The sequence below is a fragment of the Prevotella sp. P2-180 genome (assembly GCF_002251435.1).
Lineage (GTDB): Bacteria > Bacteroidota > Bacteroidia > Bacteroidales > Bacteroidaceae > Prevotella.
Map to the genome: position 1 here is coordinate 62,201 of NZ_NPJI01000038.1, position 17,048 is coordinate 79,248.

Sequence of the window (17,048 nt, forward strand, 5' to 3'; positions counted from 1 at the left end):
CTTTGCACCGAACTAATGAATATTCGACTATGATAATAAGTATTGCGAACCCGATATATGACGCGGTATTCAAATACCTCATGGAGGACAACCGCGTTGCAAAGACTGTACTTTCAGCCCTTTTGCAGAAGGAGGTGGCCGAAGTTGAAATGCGTAAGCATGAATACACCAACGGCACACGCGACAAGATTTCGATGTTCCGCATCGATTTCGGCGCAAAGGTGCGACAGGACGACGGCAGTCTGAAACTCGTGTTGATAGAGCTTCAGAAGACCTGGCTTGAGACGGAGACACTGCGTTTCCGCCAGTACCTCGGCACGCAATACGCCAATCCCGACAACATACTGAAGGACAACAACCCCAACGGCTATGGCATTCCGATGATAACGGTATACCTGCTCGGACATCGTGTGGGGGAAATAGAGGAACCGGTTCTTTATGTCCGCCACAAGTCATACAACTATGACGGAGTGGAGGTTACCAAGGGCATGCCCGACCCGTTTGTCGAGAGCCTTGTGCATGACAGCATTATCGTACAGATACCTCTTCTTCATGGCCGTGTGAACAACCGCCTCGTGGAGGTCCTGAGTGTGTTTGACCAGACAAACAAGGACGGAAACAATCGTCAGGTATTGAATATTGACGAGGACGCTTATCGAGGTGATGCCGAGATGGAACACATCCTTCACCGCCTTCTTGCCGCGGCCTCGGACAGCAAGTTGCGTCAGGACATGAACGTTGAGGACGAATATTTCTCAGCCATTGAAACACGTGACACTGCCATTATGAAGCGTGACCAAAGGATTGCCGAGCAAGACGCTCAGTTGGAAGAGCAGTCGGCTCAGTTGGAAGAGCAGTCGGCTCAGTTGGAAGAGCAGTCGGCTCAGTTGGAAGAGCAGTCGGCTCAGTTGGAAGAGCAGTCGGCTCAGTTGGAAGAGCAGTCGGCTCAGTTGGAAGAGCAACGCGCTGCCTTGCTTTTTTCAGCCAAAGCTATGAAGACGGCAGGAATACCTGTTGAACAAATTGCGGAAATGACAAAACTTCCTATAGAACAAATTGCAAGTCTGGGGATAGACAGATAAGACCGTAAACCACAATAATGATAAGGTTGTATTATGTTGTTGTAAACAATAAAAAAAAGCCAAGCATCATGACAAACATGAACTTGGCTTTTTTGTTCAGTGCGCCTGATAGGACTCGAACCTACACGTCGGAAGACACTAGATCCTAAGTCTAGCGCGTCTACCAATTTCGCCACAGGCGCCTTTTGCGGGTGCAAAGGTAATGCTTTTTTTTAATATATGCAAATATATCTGTGTTTTTTTTATTTTTCTATTGTTTTAATAGCTTACGGGCACATTCAATGATGGTGTCATAGCCACGCAGAAAATCGGCATCGGTGATGGCGGCGGGCACATCGGGGGCAATGCCAAACTCGATGTCCTGACCATGGCTATCGTAAGAAGGCACGGCAGAATAACGCACTATCCAACCATTGGGCATCTGACTGCTCATTGGCATGCCACCGCCTCCTCCCGTGCGGTCGCCTACTATAGTGACATTCGGCAATACTGACATATATTTCACAAACTCGTTGGCAGCACTGTAGACACTACGGTTGGTGAGCACACACACTGGTTTGTGCCATCGAAGGTTTGACGAAGGCTCCATCCACTGCTCCTCGCGCTCGGAGAAGTCGTTGTGCCCCTTGCCTGTCTTATGGCATATATAGCCTACGAGCGTAGGTTCTTGAAAGAAGCGGGAGGCAAACTTCTCAGCATAGTTGAGGTAGCCGCCGCCGTTGTCACGTATGTCGATGATAAGTCCGCGGCACAGGATTAGGTCCATGAGAACATCGTCAAGGTTGCCCTCTCCCACCCCGCTGTTGAAGCTGCCATAGTAGATATAACCTATGTTGTCATCAAGAATGCGGTATTTTATTCCAGCCGCTATCTTATAGTCGGTACCGAGATAACGGCGCTGTAGTGTATCACTGAAGTTAGCAGGAAATGACTCGTGCCAGCTCCAATAGCGTGCCATGTCATGAGAAGAGGATAGGTTGACATGTCCGTCGCGGAGTTCGCTGAGCATATCGGCGCATATCTCAAAGAGGTGGTCGCGCGAGAGCGTATTGTCTACACGCACCCTATAACGGTTGTAGACCTCGTTCCAGTCGAGTCCATACTGCTCGCCCTTATAATCGAAAAAGCAGTAATGCTCATCGATAATGTGCCATAAGGCATCGAAATTGCCTTCGGGAGTGCCAGCATATTCAGGGTCGTCGACACAGGATATGAATGACAACGGTAAGATGGTGAGGAGAAGGGAAAGGAAAGCGGAGTGTTTCATGGGCGATGGTTTGTAATGGTGAAATGTTTCACGAATCCAATCATAAAATGGTTGGAATAGACGTGAGACTTAAGATTGTTTACCTTCGACTGCTGGAAATCGCCGAGATAGCCAAAGCGCACGGTTGTATGCGGGCCTACATTTATATCGGCCATCAGTTGGTGACGCATATTCGGTGCACAGACAAAGGTAGTTGGAACGATGTTATGATCGTAGTTGCCACGTGAGAATATCTCATAATATGACTGTCCAAAATTGGGGCTGAACATTATGCCCAACAGGGGCAGTTGGGTTTCATAACGCAAGGCAGCATGCCGTCTGAAGACAGAGAAACGCCATGTGGCGGCTACCATAGGCTGGACATTTAGCGAGACACGTGCCTGTGCCGGGTTATTACCATTAGACATGTTGTAGATAAATCCCACATTGGCAGCAATCATGCCTCCTGCCTCTATGGTTATTGAAGGCAGGAGTGAGAAAGCACGCAGACGGCCTATGAAGAACGTATAGTCGCCTGCAAGTTCATTACTGTCGTCGCTACGGTCGGAAAGTGTAGCGAGATGCGCCTGGTGCTCTATGAGAGTGGACCAACACCTTTCCGCCTTAACACCTTGCACGGTGGAAAGGAAAGAAAGCCCTGTGCCGCTGAAATGCTCCTGGGACAAATAGGTATCATAGACTTCTGTGGGCCCTACACCTATCATATTTGTAGTTTTCCTCTCTGACTGAGCCACCACAAATGTTGACGAAAGCAATGAGAAGAAGAATAAAATGAAAAGCTTAGAAGCCATCTGGGAAAAGATTAAGTTGTCCTGTTATCTCATCACGCACCTGTTGCTCACTTTTTCCGGCATCAGGGTCAGTAGACGCGTCATCTGGTCCGTCATCCCCAGTGTCGTCGGGATTGTCGGACGGTTCTTTAGTCTCTTCCGGAAAGCGCAATGGTTCGAGTTCCTCAATCGACTCAATCTGCCATGTGCTGATTCGCTTGCCCTTGGCCTTAAAGCCCTTAACGGCAATGAACTGTTCGGCATCAATTTCCATTGGGTCACGGAAGGCATCGTTGCCGCCAAAAGTAACTTTTATGCGTGGATAAACCTGTCCGGAAAGCAACACCTGACGGCTCAATGAATTATCGCCAAGATAGTTTAGCTTTCGCTTCGTGGGTTCCATCATAAAACGCTTTAGATATGGATATCCATCGTTATCGGCGTCAAAAAGGACACATGTCCACACCTTGTGCTCATCATATTTCTCTATAACAGCTATATTGTCCTCATAATGGTTGTTAGGGTCGAAGTTAGTCTGGTAGTACTCGCCGTTGGATAGCACCACGAGAATGGTGTCGCCATCGAAGAACTCTCCGAGTAGACGTCCGTGTTCGTCGTAGTTCAATCGGTTAACATCCGGGTCGAACCACACCTTGCGCCCGCCGAGCGTGGAGTGTCCATGACTCTTGAGGCCAATACGGTGAATAGACTGGTGTGAGAGAAGATTACCCTTCGAGGCCCTACCTTTAATTAATATGGTAGAGAAATCTTTATCGAGGAATATGCTTCCCTTCCTTTTCTCCGACGGGTCGAAGGTAATCTTGATAACCTCCGCCTCGCCATTGGGATTGGCAGTAAAGTATATGACACGAGAGCCTGGTGTACCTTGGGTAAGGTCGTATTCACGGTCACGAGTGATGCTTGTGACATTGAAACGCTTAATAAAGTAGTCGCCTTTCTTTCCGTCGCGATACACCACGTTGTATATCGTTCTTTTATCATTCTTTTTGAACACGGCAAGATGCAACACATTCTTTCCCACGAAAATTTTCTCCGCTACCTTTATGACCTTATACTTGCCATCTTTATAGAAGATAATAATATCGTCGATATCCGAACAATTGCAAACGTATTCGTCTTTCTTCAGACCGGTTCCCACGAAACCTTCCTGACGATTGATGTAGAGTTTTTCATTCGCCTCAACTACAGTAGTGGCCTCAATAGTGTCGAAATTGCGTATCTCGGTCATACGAGGGTGGTCTTTGCCATACTTGTCCTTCAAGAACTGGAACCAGTTGGCAGTTACCTCCACCATATTGGCCAAGTCATGGTCTATATCCTCAATCTCAGCCTTTATGCGCGCCATGAGTTCGTCAGCCTTGTCTTTGTTGAACTTCAATATTCGCTGCATCTTTATTTCAAGAAGCCTCAATATGTCGTCTTTGGTCACTTCGCGCACAAACTGCGGGTAGTATGGTGTAAGTCGCTCATCTATATGTTCGCATACAGCATCCACATTCGGAGCCTGCTCAAATTTCTTGTCCTTATAGATACGCTCCTCAATGAATATTTTCTCCAGCGAGGCGAAATGGAACTGTTCGAGCAGTTCCGCCTTTCGTATCTCAAGTTCTTTTCTTAACAAAGCTTTCGTATGTTCTGCACAATGGCGCAATACATCGCTTACGGTAAGGAACTGTGGTTTCTTGTTTTCAATGACACAACAGTTAGGCGAGATATTCACCTCGCAGTCAGAAAAGGCATAAAGCGCATCGAGAGTCTTGTCGGAAGAAATACCTGGCGCAAGATGCACGAGAATTTCAACTTCCGCGGCAGTATTGTCTTCCACCTTACGTGCTTTTATCTTTCCCTTCTCAATAGCCTTGAGAATGGAGTCGATAAGCGTGGTTGTTGTTTTGCCATAAGGTATCTCGCGTATGACGAGAGTCTTGTTGTCGAGTTTTTCTATCTTTGCCCTAACCTTCAAGACTCCGCCACGTTGTCCGTCATTATACCGGCTGACATCAATACTGCCTCCAGTAGGAAAGTCAGGATAAAGCTGGAACGGCTCTCCATGAAGATAAGATATTGCAGCATCACACAACTCGCAGAAGTTGTGGGGCAGGATCTTCGACGAGAGTCCCACGGCAATGCCCTCAGTTCCCTGTGCCAAAAGGAGCGGGAACTTCACAGGAAGGGTAATGGGCTCTTTGTTGCGTCCGTCGTAACTAAGCTGCCACTCGGTGGTCTTGGGGTTAAACACAGTGTCAATGGCAAACTTCGACAGGCGCGCCTCTATATATCGAGGAGCGGCAGCACGGTCGCCAGTCAGAATGTTGCCCCAGTTACCTTGGGTGTCAACAAGCAGGTCCTTCTGTCCCAACTGCACCAAGGCGTCGCCAATGGAAGCATCGCCATGCGGATGGAACTGCATTGTGTGTCCTACGATGTTAGCCACTTTGTTATACCTGCCGTCGTCCATTCGTTTCATAGAATGAAGTATTCGTCTCTGTACAGGCTTCAGTCCATCCTCGATATGTGGCACGGCACGTTCGAGAATCACGTATGAGGCATAATCAAGAAACCAGTTCTGGTACATGCCACTAAGATGATGAACTACAGATGCGTCAAACCGGTTGACAGGCTTGTAGTCTGAATGCTCCTGCGAAGCATCTTCTTCGATGATGTTATTGTCTTTAATATCGTCTATTTCGTCACTCATGAGGTTAATGTGGTATTTCTTCAGCCGCAAAAGTAATAAAAAGAAACGAAATTTGCAAATATTGTGTTATTTTCTTTTGTTTTTCGCTAAACATACATTACCTTTGCACCCAAAAATACGAAAATAGACATATTATTATGGCACAAGAAGACGTTTTTAAGAAAATTGTATCACACTGCAAGGAATACGGTTTCGTGTTTCCCAGTAGTGATATCTATGATGGATTGGGAGCCGTATACGACTACGGACAGAATGGTGTTGAACTGAAAAACAATATCAAGCAGTATTGGTGGAAGAGCATGGTGTTGCTACATGAGAACATCGTGGGCATAGACTCTGCCATCTTTATGCATCCTACTATATGGAAGGCCAGCGGTCACGTTGACGCATTCAACGACCCTCTGATTGACAACCGCGATTCAAAAAAGCGCTATCGCGCCGACGTGCTTATCGAGGACCAGATTGCCAAGTATGACGAAAAGATACAGAAAGAAGTGGCCAAAGCCCGCAAACGTTTCGGCGACTCTTTCGACGAGAAAAAGTATATGGAGACCAGCGAGCGCGTAAAAGAGACAAAGGAGAAGCGCGACGCCCTCCACGCTCGTTATGCCGAGGCTATGCAGGGTCCAGACCTTGAGGCTCTTAAGCAGATTATCCTTGACGAGGAAATAGTCGACCCCATCAGCGGAACAAAGAACTGGACCGACGTTCGCCAGTTCAACTTGATGTTCTCTACCGAGATGGGGGCATCGGCTGATGCCTCTATGAAGGTTTACCTGCGTCCGGAGACCGCACAGGGCATATTCGTAAACTATCTGAACGTACAGAAGACAGGCCGCATGAAGATTCCTTTCGGTATTGCACAGATAGGAAAAGCATTCCGCAACGAGATTGTGGCACGCCAGTTCATCTTCCGCATGCGTGAGTTTGAGCAGATGGAAATGCAGTTCTTCGTAAAGCCTGGCACAGAACTTGAATGGTTCCCGAAGTGGAAGCAAACACGTATGGCATGGCACCAGGCTCTAGGCTTCGGCGCTGAGAATTACCGTTTCCACGACCACGACAAGCTTGCCCACTACGCCAACGCCGCCACCGACATAGAGTTCAAGATGCCGTTTGGTTTCAAAGAGGTGGAAGGCATCCATAGCCGCACCAATTTCGACCTTTCACAACATGAGAAATTCTCAGGCAAGAGCATCAAGTACTTCGACCCACAGACCAACGAGAGCTACACTCCGTATGTGATTGAGACATCAATCGGTGTCGACCGTATGTTCCTCTCTATCATGTGTCACGCCTACGAAGAGGAGAAGTTGGAGAATGGCGAGACACGCGTGGTACTCAAATTGCCAGCAGCTCTCGCTCCGGTAAAACTCGCCGTGATGCCATTAGTGAAGAAAGACGGACTGCCTGAAAAGGCACGTGAGATAATCAACGACTTGAAGTTCCACTTCAACTGCCAGTATGACGAGAAGGACTCCATCGGCAAGCGATATCGCCGTCAGGACGCTATCGGTACACCTTATTGCGTAACTGTCGACCACGACACTCTCAAGGACAATTGCGTCACACTACGCTTCCGCGACACCATGGAGCAAGAACGTGTGCCAATTTCAGAACTTAACTCTATCATCGAGGACAAGGTGAGCATAGCAAGCCTGTTAAAGAAGTTACAATAATGTATATACATAAAATAATCTATACTCTGCTGATGATGGTCATAGCCTGCGTGGCTATGACCTCATGCAGTGAGGATGACGGTGTTGTTGAAGAATTTCCCGACTGGCAGGTTCGAAACGAGACATACTTCGACAACCTTACCGACTCCGTACAAAAACTTATCAGCAGTGGACGTACCGATTGGAAACGCATACTAAAATGGTCGAAAACGGAAGGTGACTACATTTCCAATAGCGACTATATCATTGTACACGTGTTGGAAAGCGCACCGCAAAACGAGACAGCCTCACCATTATACACAGATTCGGTGGCTGTACACTACAAGGTTTGGGCACTACCATCCACATCTTATCCTAACGGCATCGTGTTTGACTCTTCCTATAATGAGCCATTTGACAATGACGTGGCAGTTGCGGCAAGATTTTTGGTGGGCGGTGGAATGATTGACGGATTCACCACTGCGCTACAATATATGAGACGCGGCGACGTATGGGAAGTATACATGCCATACCAACTTGGATATGGTGCAACAGGAAGCAGTTCCATACCTGGATACTCTACTCTAATTTACAAGATGATACTTCAAGACTTCTGGAGCAAGGAATAAAAAAAACGCGGGCTATGAAGCCTGCGTTTTTTATTCCTTGCATTTATACTCCTTAAGTCAACGTGATTCCGTCATCGCCAATCGTGATGACACGACGCTTGTAAAGATCGCCAACAGCTTTTTTAAAAGTTTTCTTGCTCACCTTAAAGCGATCAGCAATGAGTTCAGACGGACTCTTGTCGCCAAGATCACAATGACCATTATTGTCTTTCAGATACTGAAGAAGCACTTCCGAGAAGTCTTCCGTGGCCTGACGGCCTGTACGCTGAATAGTGACGTCGAGTTTACCGTCGGGACGCACCTTGTCTATATATCCCTTCATACGGTCACCCGTGGTAATAGGCCGAAACACCTGGCTGTCGTACACAAGACCGGCATACTTATTGTCTACAATAACCTTAAAGCCAAGATCAGTCTTCTGCCACACAAGCAGGTCGACCTCGTCACCATGGGAATATGGCGGGATATCACGACAAAGGTAATGCTCAACCTTTGCAGACGCCATCATACGATAGCTTTCGTCGTCGACACCTACATGCACAATATAACGCTGTCCACGTTCCATCCTCTTCTTCTGCTCACGGAACGGGCAGAAAAGGTCTTTCATAAGTCCCCAATTAAGAAAAGCGCCGAAATCATTGACCCAAGCCACCTCAAGACACACAAAATCGCCAACCTTGGCAAGCGGTTTCAAGGTGGTGGCAATAGGTCGCTCGTCCTGGTCTAGATAAATAAACACATCGAGCTCGTCACCCACCTTACATCCTTCTGGCACATATCGAGAAGGCAACAATATCTCACCTTCTACGCCTCCGTCGAGATACATTCCGAAATCAACTTTCTTCACTACTTTCAATCGGTTGTAGTCACCGAGTTTTATTCTATCCATAATGATATTAATTATATTCCCCCCTCTTCCAATATCCTCCCGTCTTTCATGTGAATGGTTCTGTCGGTGATAGAGGCAAGTTGTTCGTCATGTGTTACAATGACAAAAGTCTGGCCAAATTTGTCGCGAAGGTCAAAGAAAAGCTGGTGCAGTTCACCTTTATTTTTCGTATCAAGACTACCCGACGGCTCGTCGGCGAGAATAACCGCGGGATTGTTTACCAAAGCCCTCGCCACAGCCACTCTCTGTTTCTCACCTCCAGACAATTCGTTGGGCTTATGCTCTGCACGTTCGGTCAGACCCATAAAGTCGAGCAATTCCAATGCCCTTCTCTTTGCCTCCTTTTGCGACTTGCCGGCAATGAACGCCGGAATCATAATGTTTTCAAGAGCCGTAAACTCAGGAAGAAGCTGGTGAAACTGGAAAACGAAACCTACATGCTGATTACGGAAGTCTGACAGTTTCTTTTGGCTAAGAGTACTGACATCAACCCCATCTACAATCACCTTTCCAGAGTCTGGCCTGTCGAGTGTTCCCATAATCTGCAACAAGGTGGTCTTTCCGGCACCACTTGGTCCAACAATGCTTACCACTTCACCTTTGTTTATTTCAAGGTCGATGCCTTTCAGCACCTCCAAAGAGCCAAAGCTCTTCTCAATATTCGTTAAGTGTATCATATCTTGTTTCTAAATCCATTTATCCATTTCAATACTGCCGTGTATGCACTCTCGCCATCCTGACGCTGAGGAGCCGTGAAGGTCATCACATCCTGTGGCTGACCATGCTGGTCGGGATAGACTATCATTAGATTACATTCTGCAAAATATTCCGTTAGTTCCAATGGAAGACGTTCAAAAGCCGGTTTATAGCTCACTGTGCCATTACGGGCGGTAATTACTACAAGCAGATGGTCGTCGTGAATGTCAGCAGCCAGAGTCGGCAGTTCTTTCCAATGGACCATCTCCTTGAATTCAGCCCTTACCTCTGGATGACGATTATGGATGAAACACTCTATCAGCTCCCATGCTTTCATCCTTCCATGGAACACCATACGACAGCCAAGGTTGTCGGCGATACGGGCTAAATGCTCGACCCATCTGTAGAAACCGGGTTCAAACTCCACACGAGAAGGTACTGCCACATGAATACGACGCAACGTGCTCAGCGGCTTCCTGACACGACAAATCATTATCTGACGATTAATCTCACTGATAAGGCTCGGCGTATATGCTCCCCAAAAAGTGTCGTTGGGCGATGTGCGATGATGAAGACCCATAATTATCTCTGAAGCGTCAAACTCCTTAAAGGCATGCTTAATGCCGTTAGCTATGTTTGTTGACAGACGACTCTGGGTCTGCATCCTCACGTCGGCGGATATTGCCGTGGCCATAGCCCTTTCCAGTATGTTACGGCCTTCCTTACGGTTACGATTACTGTTTATATCATCATATACTACGTTTAGACCAATAAGTCCACGATTAAGACGTTTGCTGCGCATAAGAATGGCAAGGTTGACAAGTGTATCGGCATCTTCGTCATGCTGAATGGGCAACAATATTTTCTCGTCGTCTGCTTGACGCTCTGGTTCGGCAGAATAAAGTCGTTCCTTAAGCAGAATGGCTTGACAGGTGTTCTCTACCACTATGGAACTGATAATGCATGTGAAGAGTATCATCATCACCACACCATTAAGCACATTCGCATCAAACACGTATGTACCGTCGGGTTGCAACATCTTCATACCCACCATTGTCATGGCAATGCCTCCCGCAGCATGAGCCTCTGTGAGACCAAACATCATGTGACCAGAGAGCCATGGAGCCTTAAACACGAAACAGGATATATATGCTGCAAGCGCCTTGCTTACCGTTGCAAAGAATACAATACAAAAAATTACCCAAAGTGTATCATAGCCATGGAAGAGAACGCTGATGTCTATAAGCATTCCTACACCAATAAGGAAATATGGAATAAAGAGCGCATTTCCAATAAATTCTATACGATTCATCAATGGAGATACACTCGGTATGTAACGATTAAGAATAAGACCAGCCATAAACGCGCCAAATATTCCTTCCAGGCCACAAAACTCCGACACTGCGGCACTTAAGAAAAGTATACACATTATATATATATATAACATGACCGAGTCGGAATAATGATTGAAAAACCAACGTGTCAGACGAGGTATGACATATGACGAGCCCGCACAGAAAGCCAGCACCTTTACTATAAACACCACCCAGAATGTTATGCCACCCTCGCCACTTGCCGAACCAACGATGGCTGCAAGTATAAGCAGGGAAAGAGTAAGGGCAATCATAGAGGAACCCACACTTAATGTCACGCTAGAATGACGTTGCAAACCAAACTTGCATACTATAGGATAGGCTATCAGCGTGTTGGAAGATAAGATGCAGGCCAAAAGCAACGATGTTATCTCTGAATAGCCTAAAAGAGACAAACCGACAAAATAGGATAACACAAACGGGATGACAAACGTCAGCAGTCCGAACACCAAAAACTGCCGTTTCCTCTTCCGCAGGTTGGTAAGATTCATTTCCAAACCCGCAAGGAACATGATATACAAAAGCCCCACCTTTCCAAAGAGTTCGAACGAAGAGTCGCGTTCCAGTATGTTCAAGCCATAACGACCGACAACGATGCCCGCAAGTACCATTCCTATGATATGAGGAATACGCAAACGAGACATCACTATAGGTGCAAACAGAATAATACTTAACACGACAAAGAATATCAATGTCGGGTCAGTAATCGGAAAATATCGAGTAATATCGGGCATCTTTTTCTTTAGATTTTCAAATCTTGGTGCAAAGGTGCAAAAAAAATATCATATTTCATTCATAATTCCTTAAAAATTAAAGGATAATTGCATTAAATGTTGTAAATTTGCACCCGAAAAGAAAAAAAACGACAAAGAAATAGACATTAACAACATAAAATTTAGACAAAATGAAAGTAGCTATTGTTGGAGCAAGCGGTGCCGTAGGACAGGAATTCCTCCGCGTGCTTGACCAGAGAAACTTCCCCATGGACGAACTCGTCTTGTTTGGTTCACAAAGAAGTGCCGGAACGAAATACACGTTCCGAGGAAAAGAGTATGAAGTGAAACTGTTGCAACACAACGACGACTTCAAAGATGTGGACATCGCATTCACATCTGCAGGTGCCGGCACATCAAAGGAGTTTGCAGAAGACATTACAAAGTACGGTGCCGTCATGATTGACAACTCAAGCGCTTTCCGTATGGACGAAGACGTGCCATTAGTAGTGCCTGAATGTAACGCTGAAGATGCACTCAATCGACCACGAGGCATCATCGCGAACCCAAACTGCACCACCATCATGATGGTTGTGGCACTGCAACCACTGGAAAAAATCAGCCACATAAAGCGTATTCACATCGCAAGCTACCAGAGCGCAAGCGGTGCAGGTGCAGCAGCCATGCAAGAACTTCAGGAACAGTATCGACAAATTATGAACGACGAACCTGTGACAGTGAAGAAATTCGCCTACCAGTTGGCTTACAACGTAATACCACAGATTGACGTATTCCAGCCAAACGGTTATACAAAAGAAGAGATGAAGATGTTTAACGAGACCCGCAAAATCATGCACAGCGACGTGAAGTGCTCTGCCATGTGCGTTCGCGTCTCGTCACTTCGTTCTCACTCCGAATCGGTATGGATTGAGACTGAGCGTCCAATATCTGTCGAAGAAGCACAGAAAGCTATTGCCGAGGCACCAGGCTGCACACTCAAGGACGACCCTGCCAACCTCGTTTACCCTATGCCTCTCGACACTGCTGGAAAAGACGACGTTTACGTAGGACGCATTCGAAAGGACCTCGCCGACGAAAACGGACTCACATTCTGGCTCAGTAGCGACCAGATAAGAAAGGGAGCTGCTCTTAATGCAGTTCAAATAGCCGAATACCTCATTAAAGTCGGCAACGTGAAATAACTTTATCTGAGACAATCAAAAACCGGATAATCAGACAGAGCGAAAAACGCTCTCTCCGATTATCCGGTTTTTTTATTCAACGTATATACTATGGAAACAATTAACATTCAGTTATCTATTGAAGAGTTGAGAATAGAAAAAGACAACGACAGACTAAAGGAGTGTATACCGGCATAGCGAAAACACGCAAAAGGTCGATAGAGCTACACGACATAAAAGCCATAAGGCACTATAAGACAGATAATCTTCGCCTTGCTTTCGCACGCGACATGTTCCTGTTCAGCTTCTTTACACAAGGCATGTCATTTGTTGACATGAGCTACCTGGAAAAGAAAGACGTAGCAAATGGTCACATTATATACCGACGAAAGAAAACAGGACAGAAGATAATAATAAAACTAACGGAGGAGATAGAGGAGATCATCAGACGCAACCCGTCGAATACACAGAAATACCTCTTGCCCATAATAGGAAAAGAAAACGGCAAAGAAAGAAACCAGAAAAGATACAGACAGAACGAAGTGAACAATAATCTGAAAAAAATATCAGAAGAGCTTCATTTGTCAAAGCCACTTACCATGTATGTGGCAAGACATTCATGGGCAAGCCTTGCATACTCCAATGGCGTGTCGCTAAGCACCATTAGCCATGCATTAGGCCACGACTCAGAGAAAACAACACTCATCTACTTGAAAGAACTCGATTCGGCGGCAATAGACATTGCCAACAAGACCGTCATCAGCCTTCTTGGTAAGGAATAAAAAAAACGAAGGTGCAAGGACCGCACAACAGCCAATGCACCTTCGAATATTACGTTGATATAAAACTCTTTTCAGTTCACACTATACCTGACTGCCATCGTATGCCCACTTATAATATGAGGCACCATGAACAAATCCTGCACCAAAAGCAGTGAAAATCAGATTGTCGCCTTTCTTCAACTTACTCTCGTTTTCCCACAGTGCCAATGGAATGGTAGCCGCACTTGTGTTTCCAAAGTGCTCAATATTCACCATCACATTGTCCATAGGCAAGTCAAGACGCTTTGCCACAGCCTCTATAATGCGCATATTTGCCTGATGAGGAACAACGAATGCAATATTGTCCTTGTTCAAGTTGTTACGCTCTGCAATTATTGCGCAGTCGTCGCTCATGCTTGTAACGGCATAACGGAATACCGTGCGACCCTCTTGATAGAGATAGTGAAGACGGTGGTCTACCGTAAAATGAGAAGGAGGACATACTGAGCCACCAGCCTTCAAGTGAAGGAACGGAAGCCCCTTACCGTCAGTAAGGAAATAAGAGTCCATTACTCCTATGTTCTCCTCTTCAGTGGCTTCCACAAGAACTGCTGCAGCGCCATCACCAAAAAGTGCACAGGTGGAACGGTCTTTATAGTCCACCACCGACGACATCTTGTCCGCACCTATTACGATGATCTTCTTACAGCGTCCACTTTGAATCATCGATGCTGCCACGTCCAAAGTGTACAGGAATCCGCAACAAGCAGCCCACATATCAAATGCGAAAGCATTCTTCAGCCCTAACTTTCCAAGGACAATAGAAGCTGTCGAAGGGAACTTGTAGTCGGCTGTTGACGTGGTAACGATGAGCGCATCGATAGTATCAGGATCGACACCAGTCTTCTGGAGCAGCTGCTTTGCAGCCTTACGCGCCATATAGGAAGTGCCGAGTCCTTCTTCAGTCAGGATTCGGCGCTCTTTGATTCCTACACGCGTCATAATCCACTCGTCGTTGGTGTCTACCATCCTCGACAATTCCTCGTTGTTAAGGACATAGTCGGGCACGTAACCTCCTATACCAGTGATTATCGCGTTTATCTTATTCATTATTCAGCTGTTTCTTCCTTAACGATAGCCACCTTGCCTCTGTAATAACCGCAAGTTGGGCATACAGTGTGGTAGATGTAGTAAGCACCGCAGTTTGGACATACTGCCAATGTAGGTGCTACAGCCTTGTCATGAGTTCTTCTTTTAAGTGTACGAGTCTTTGACTGTCTTCTTTTAGGATGTGCCATAATTTTTAAATTGTTTAATCTTTAATGTCTTTTAATTTCAATAAACCACTCCAACGCGGATCTATCGCCTCTTCACTTTCTCCAGCGCCACTTCGGTTGGCGGAATGCTCCTCAAGAGCCTTCATCATGTCACGATTGCATTTACCAGGTGCATGAACGTGCTTGATTGGTATGTCCAAGGCTATAAATTCATATATGAACCATGAGACGTCGAGGATGCCTTCATCCTGACTTACCGTCACAAGGTCATCGTCTTCTGAGTATTCTTCTCCAAATTTCGCGACAAGCCGGCCTTCGGTATTTATTGGCTGGTCCATGTCATCAAGACAAAGGTCGCATTGTACAACAACAGAGCCTTCTATATTGAACAGTAACTCAAACATTGCGGCACGACGGATAACAGTTACCTCTGCCGACAATTTCCCGCAACGAACCTCAGGCGCTTCAATGGCCTCAAAGTATTCGTCGTCGAGTTCAAGCCTGAAGACGGTCTCACCTTCTTTCAAGCTGTTCAAGTCTATCTTAAATGGCTCTAAGCTATACATTATTTCACTTTGGGCTGCAAAGTTACTAATAATTTCTGATATAGTGAAACTTATACACCTTTTTTTTTATTTTCTTAATGATATATTGATGAAAACAATGCAAAAAGCCTTACTTTTTCATTGTTTTTCATCACTAACGACTAAAGTACAGTTACCTTTTCAGTTCTATTCTGAATGTCGTTCCCTTACCTAAAGTAGATTCTTTTACGTATATTCTACCCTTATGGTACTCTTCCACAATACGTTTAGCTAAGGAAAGACCAAGTCCCCAGCCTCGCTTCTTTGTAGTAAATCCAGGTTTGAATACATTCTTCAAATTCTTATGCCTTATACCCTTACCGGTATCCTTGACTTCCACAGCTACCATTGTCTCTTCCTCAATAATATTCAAGAAGATACTTCCTTTGCCTTCCATGGCGTCAACGGCATTCTTGCATAGGTTTTCTATCACCCATTCAAACAACGAGGTATTTATGGAAACAACTACAGGGTGAATAGGTTTGTCAAAATATAAAGAAACGTCAGAAGAAGTACGATGGTCAATATACTCCACCACCCTGTCGACAACCATAATGATGTCAGAAGGCTTAGCTTCGGGCTTCGAACCAATCTTTGAAAAGCGTTCGGCAATCATTTCAAGACGCTTCACATCATTAGACATCTCATCAATGACGTCATCCTCTGGATAGCTGTCCTTCAGTATTTCAACCCAACCCATAAGACTTGAGATAGGAGTACCAAGTTGATGCGCAGTCTCTTTGGACAGTCCTACCCATACTTTATTTTGTTCAGCTCTTTTGGAGGAAAGCAAAGCAATAATGGCAACAACAACAAATATAAATACAATTCCCAACTGAACGTATGGATAAGTAGCCAGACGTCGTAACATCAGCGACTCATCATAACACACCATTTGATAGTCCCCTCCATTGCCAGAAGGGGGAAGCAGGATCTTTATCGCCCTTCCTGATCTTATCATACGGTTTGCCTCATGAGCCAGAAATGCAGTAGAATCAGAATTATTATTTGCATCAATCTCAACGTTACGATAGTCCATAACATTACCAGTCGAGTCAACTACAATGACAGGTATTGAATTGTTTGCCTTTATGACACTTAATACAAGCGAAACATCAGTATTCTCATTGGCGTTGTTCAAGGTATGTAGAGCCTGAGCCCACACTTCCATTTTGTTTCTTTCCTCTTTGGAAAGATCTGCAATAAGGAAATGCGAGACCGCCAATGAAGCAACGGCTATAATAATAGCCACAACTACAAGCGTAATCTTTACCTGCCTAATTCTGTCAGTCCAATTCATAAAATATAAAAAGTCCCGGGAATATTGCTATCCTCGGGACTGTTGTTAAAAAGAAGGCGGCCTCCTACTCTCCCACATTGCATTGCAGTACCATCGGCGCAAGCGGGCTTAACTTCTCTGTTCGGAATGGGAAGAGGTGGGACCCCGCC

General features: G+C 45.7%; 15 protein-coding genes, 1 tRNA gene and 1 rRNA gene. 5 read left to right on the forward strand and 12 right to left on the reverse strand.

Going from position 1 to position 17,048, the window contains the following annotated elements; translation table 11 throughout:
• Positions 1-29: 29 nt before the first annotated feature.
• Entirely contained in the window at positions 30-1,082 is a 1,053-nt protein-coding gene (locus tag CIK98_RS18050; RefSeq protein WP_094383575.1) for a hypothetical protein, read from the forward strand.
• A 100-nt stretch (positions 1,083-1,182) separates the two neighbouring features.
• Here CIK98_RS18050 and CIK98_RS07140 read toward each other — a convergent pair.
• The 4 genes from CIK98_RS07140 to CIK98_RS07155 all read right to left on the reverse strand — a co-directional run bounded on the left by CIK98_RS07140 (position 1,183) and on the right by CIK98_RS07155 (position 5,838).
• Positions 1,183-1,264: transfer RNA gene (locus tag CIK98_RS07140), tRNA-Leu, on the reverse strand.
• A gap of 68 nt (positions 1,265-1,332) precedes the next feature.
• Positions 1,333-2,349, reverse strand: coding sequence for a S41 family peptidase (locus CIK98_RS07145; protein ID WP_094383576.1), 1,017 nt, complete (start codon positions 2,347-2,349; stop codon positions 1,333-1,335).
• Positions 2,346-3,140, reverse strand: coding sequence for a DUF3316 domain-containing protein (locus tag CIK98_RS07150; protein ID WP_094383577.1), 795 nt, complete (start codon positions 3,138-3,140; stop codon positions 2,346-2,348). Before CIK98_RS07150 ends, CIK98_RS07145 begins: the two co-directional genes overlap by 4 nt.
• Positions 3,130-5,838 (reverse strand): DNA gyrase/topoisomerase IV subunit A, encoded by a 2,709-nt coding sequence (locus CIK98_RS07155; RefSeq protein ID WP_094383578.1) that lies wholly within the window; start codon positions 5,836-5,838, stop codon positions 3,130-3,132. The genes CIK98_RS07150 and CIK98_RS07155 overlap by 11 nt, the downstream gene beginning before the upstream one ends.
• A 137-nt stretch (positions 5,839-5,975) precedes the next feature.
• Here CIK98_RS07155 and CIK98_RS07160 point away from each other — a divergent pair, with 137 nt between their 5' ends.
• Positions 5,976-7,517: a glycine--tRNA ligase gene (locus CIK98_RS07160; protein WP_094383579.1), complete on the forward strand. Its 1,542-nt coding sequence runs from the start codon at positions 5,976-5,978 to the stop codon at positions 7,515-7,517.
• Positions 7,517-8,125 (forward strand): FKBP-type peptidyl-prolyl cis-trans isomerase, encoded by a 609-nt coding sequence (locus CIK98_RS07165; protein WP_094383580.1) that lies wholly within the window; start codon positions 7,517-7,519, stop codon positions 8,123-8,125. Before CIK98_RS07160 ends, CIK98_RS07165 begins: the two co-directional genes overlap by 1 nt.
• A 52-nt stretch (positions 8,126-8,177) precedes the next feature.
• Here the strand turns inward: CIK98_RS07165 and CIK98_RS07170 are convergent, their stop codons facing one another.
• From CIK98_RS07170 to CIK98_RS07180, 3 genes are read right to left on the reverse strand one after another with little or no spacing between them, the layout of a single operon-like run.
• A complete protein-coding gene (locus tag CIK98_RS07170) occupies positions 8,178-9,014 on the reverse strand; it encodes a S1 RNA-binding domain-containing protein (protein WP_094383581.1) in 837 nt (278 codons plus the stop codon).
• A gap of 11 nt (positions 9,015-9,025) precedes the next feature.
• A complete protein-coding gene (locus CIK98_RS07175; RefSeq protein WP_094383582.1) occupies positions 9,026-9,691 on the reverse strand; it encodes an ABC transporter ATP-binding protein in 666 nt (221 codons plus the stop codon).
• Positions 9,688-11,817, reverse strand: coding sequence for a cation:proton antiporter (locus CIK98_RS07180; protein ID WP_094383583.1), 2,130 nt, complete (start codon positions 11,815-11,817; stop codon positions 9,688-9,690). Before CIK98_RS07180 ends, CIK98_RS07175 begins: the two co-directional genes overlap by 4 nt.
• 170 nt (positions 11,818-11,987) lie before the next feature.
• Here CIK98_RS07180 and CIK98_RS07185 point away from each other — a divergent pair, with 170 nt between their 5' ends.
• Positions 11,988-12,998: an aspartate-semialdehyde dehydrogenase gene (locus CIK98_RS07185; RefSeq protein WP_094383584.1), complete on the forward strand. Its 1,011-nt coding sequence runs from the start codon at positions 11,988-11,990 to the stop codon at positions 12,996-12,998.
• 161 nt (positions 12,999-13,159) lie between these two features.
• On the forward strand, positions 13,160-13,759 hold the full coding sequence (locus CIK98_RS07190) for a site-specific integrase (RefSeq protein ID WP_094383585.1): 600 nt from the start codon (positions 13,160-13,162) through the stop codon (positions 13,757-13,759).
• 81 nt (positions 13,760-13,840) lie between these two features.
• Here the strand turns inward: CIK98_RS07190 and CIK98_RS07195 are convergent, their stop codons facing one another.
• From CIK98_RS07195 to rrf, 5 genes are all read right to left on the reverse strand, one after another.
• Positions 13,841-14,848, reverse strand: coding sequence for a beta-ketoacyl-ACP synthase III (locus tag CIK98_RS07195; protein ID WP_094383586.1), 1,008 nt, complete (start codon positions 14,846-14,848; stop codon positions 13,841-13,843).
• Complete coding sequence (gene rpmF, locus CIK98_RS07200; protein ID WP_094381446.1) at positions 14,848-15,036, reverse strand: 50S ribosomal protein L32; 189 nt, start codon at positions 15,034-15,036, stop codon at positions 14,848-14,850. The genes CIK98_RS07195 and rpmF overlap by 1 nt, the downstream gene beginning before the upstream one ends.
• Before the next feature lie 14 nt (positions 15,037-15,050).
• Positions 15,051-15,581 carry a DUF177 domain-containing protein gene (locus CIK98_RS07205; RefSeq protein ID WP_094383587.1) on the reverse strand — a complete coding sequence of 177 codons (531 nt, stop codon included), beginning with the start codon at positions 15,579-15,581 and terminating at the stop codon, positions 15,051-15,053.
• Positions 15,582-15,732: 151 nt separating this feature from the next.
• Positions 15,733-16,899, reverse strand: coding sequence for a PAS domain-containing sensor histidine kinase (locus CIK98_RS07210; protein WP_094383588.1), 1,167 nt, complete (start codon positions 16,897-16,899; stop codon positions 15,733-15,735).
• A 51-nt stretch (positions 16,900-16,950) separates the two neighbouring features.
• A 5S ribosomal RNA gene (rrf, locus tag CIK98_RS07215) occupies positions 16,951-17,048 on the reverse strand; the annotation flags it as partial.

Bases quoted from the DNA above. Each gene is read 5' to 3' on its own strand.
- CIK98_RS18050 (WP_094383575.1), top strand. From the start codon at position 30: ATGATAATAAGTATTGCGAACCCGATATATGACGCGGTATTCAAATAC.
- CIK98_RS07145 (WP_094383576.1), bottom strand. From the start codon at position 2,349: ATGAAACACTCCGCTTTCCTTTCCCTTCTCCTCACCATCTTACCGTTG.
- CIK98_RS07150 (WP_094383577.1), bottom strand. From the start codon at position 3,140: ATGGCTTCTAAGCTTTTCATTTTATTCTTCTTCTCATTGCTTTCGTCA.
- CIK98_RS07155 (WP_094383578.1), bottom strand. From the start codon at position 5,838: ATGAGTGACGAAATAGACGATATTAAAGACAATAACATCATCGAAGAA.
- CIK98_RS07160 (WP_094383579.1), top strand. From the start codon at position 5,976: ATGGCACAAGAAGACGTTTTTAAGAAAATTGTATCACACTGCAAGGAA.
- CIK98_RS07165 (WP_094383580.1), top strand. From the start codon at position 7,517: ATGTATATACATAAAATAATCTATACTCTGCTGATGATGGTCATAGCC.
- CIK98_RS07170 (WP_094383581.1), bottom strand. From the start codon at position 9,014: ATGGATAGAATAAAACTCGGTGACTACAACCGATTGAAAGTAGTGAAG.
- CIK98_RS07175 (WP_094383582.1), bottom strand. From the start codon at position 9,691: ATGATACACTTAACGAATATTGAGAAGAGCTTTGGCTCTTTGGAGGTG.
- CIK98_RS07180 (WP_094383583.1), bottom strand. From the start codon at position 11,817: ATGCCCGATATTACTCGATATTTTCCGATTACTGACCCGACATTGATA.
- CIK98_RS07185 (WP_094383584.1), top strand. From the start codon at position 11,988: ATGAAAGTAGCTATTGTTGGAGCAAGCGGTGCCGTAGGACAGGAATTC.
- CIK98_RS07195 (WP_094383586.1), bottom strand. From the start codon at position 14,848: ATGAATAAGATAAACGCGATAATCACTGGTATAGGAGGTTACGTGCCC.
- rpmF (WP_094381446.1), bottom strand. From the start codon at position 15,036: ATGGCACATCCTAAAAGAAGACAGTCAAAGACTCGTACACTTAAAAGA.
- CIK98_RS07205 (WP_094383587.1), bottom strand. From the start codon at position 15,581: ATGTATAGCTTAGAGCCATTTAAGATAGACTTGAACAGCTTGAAAGAA.
- CIK98_RS07210 (WP_094383588.1), bottom strand. From the start codon at position 16,899: ATGAATTGGACTGACAGAATTAGGCAGGTAAAGATTACGCTTGTAGTT.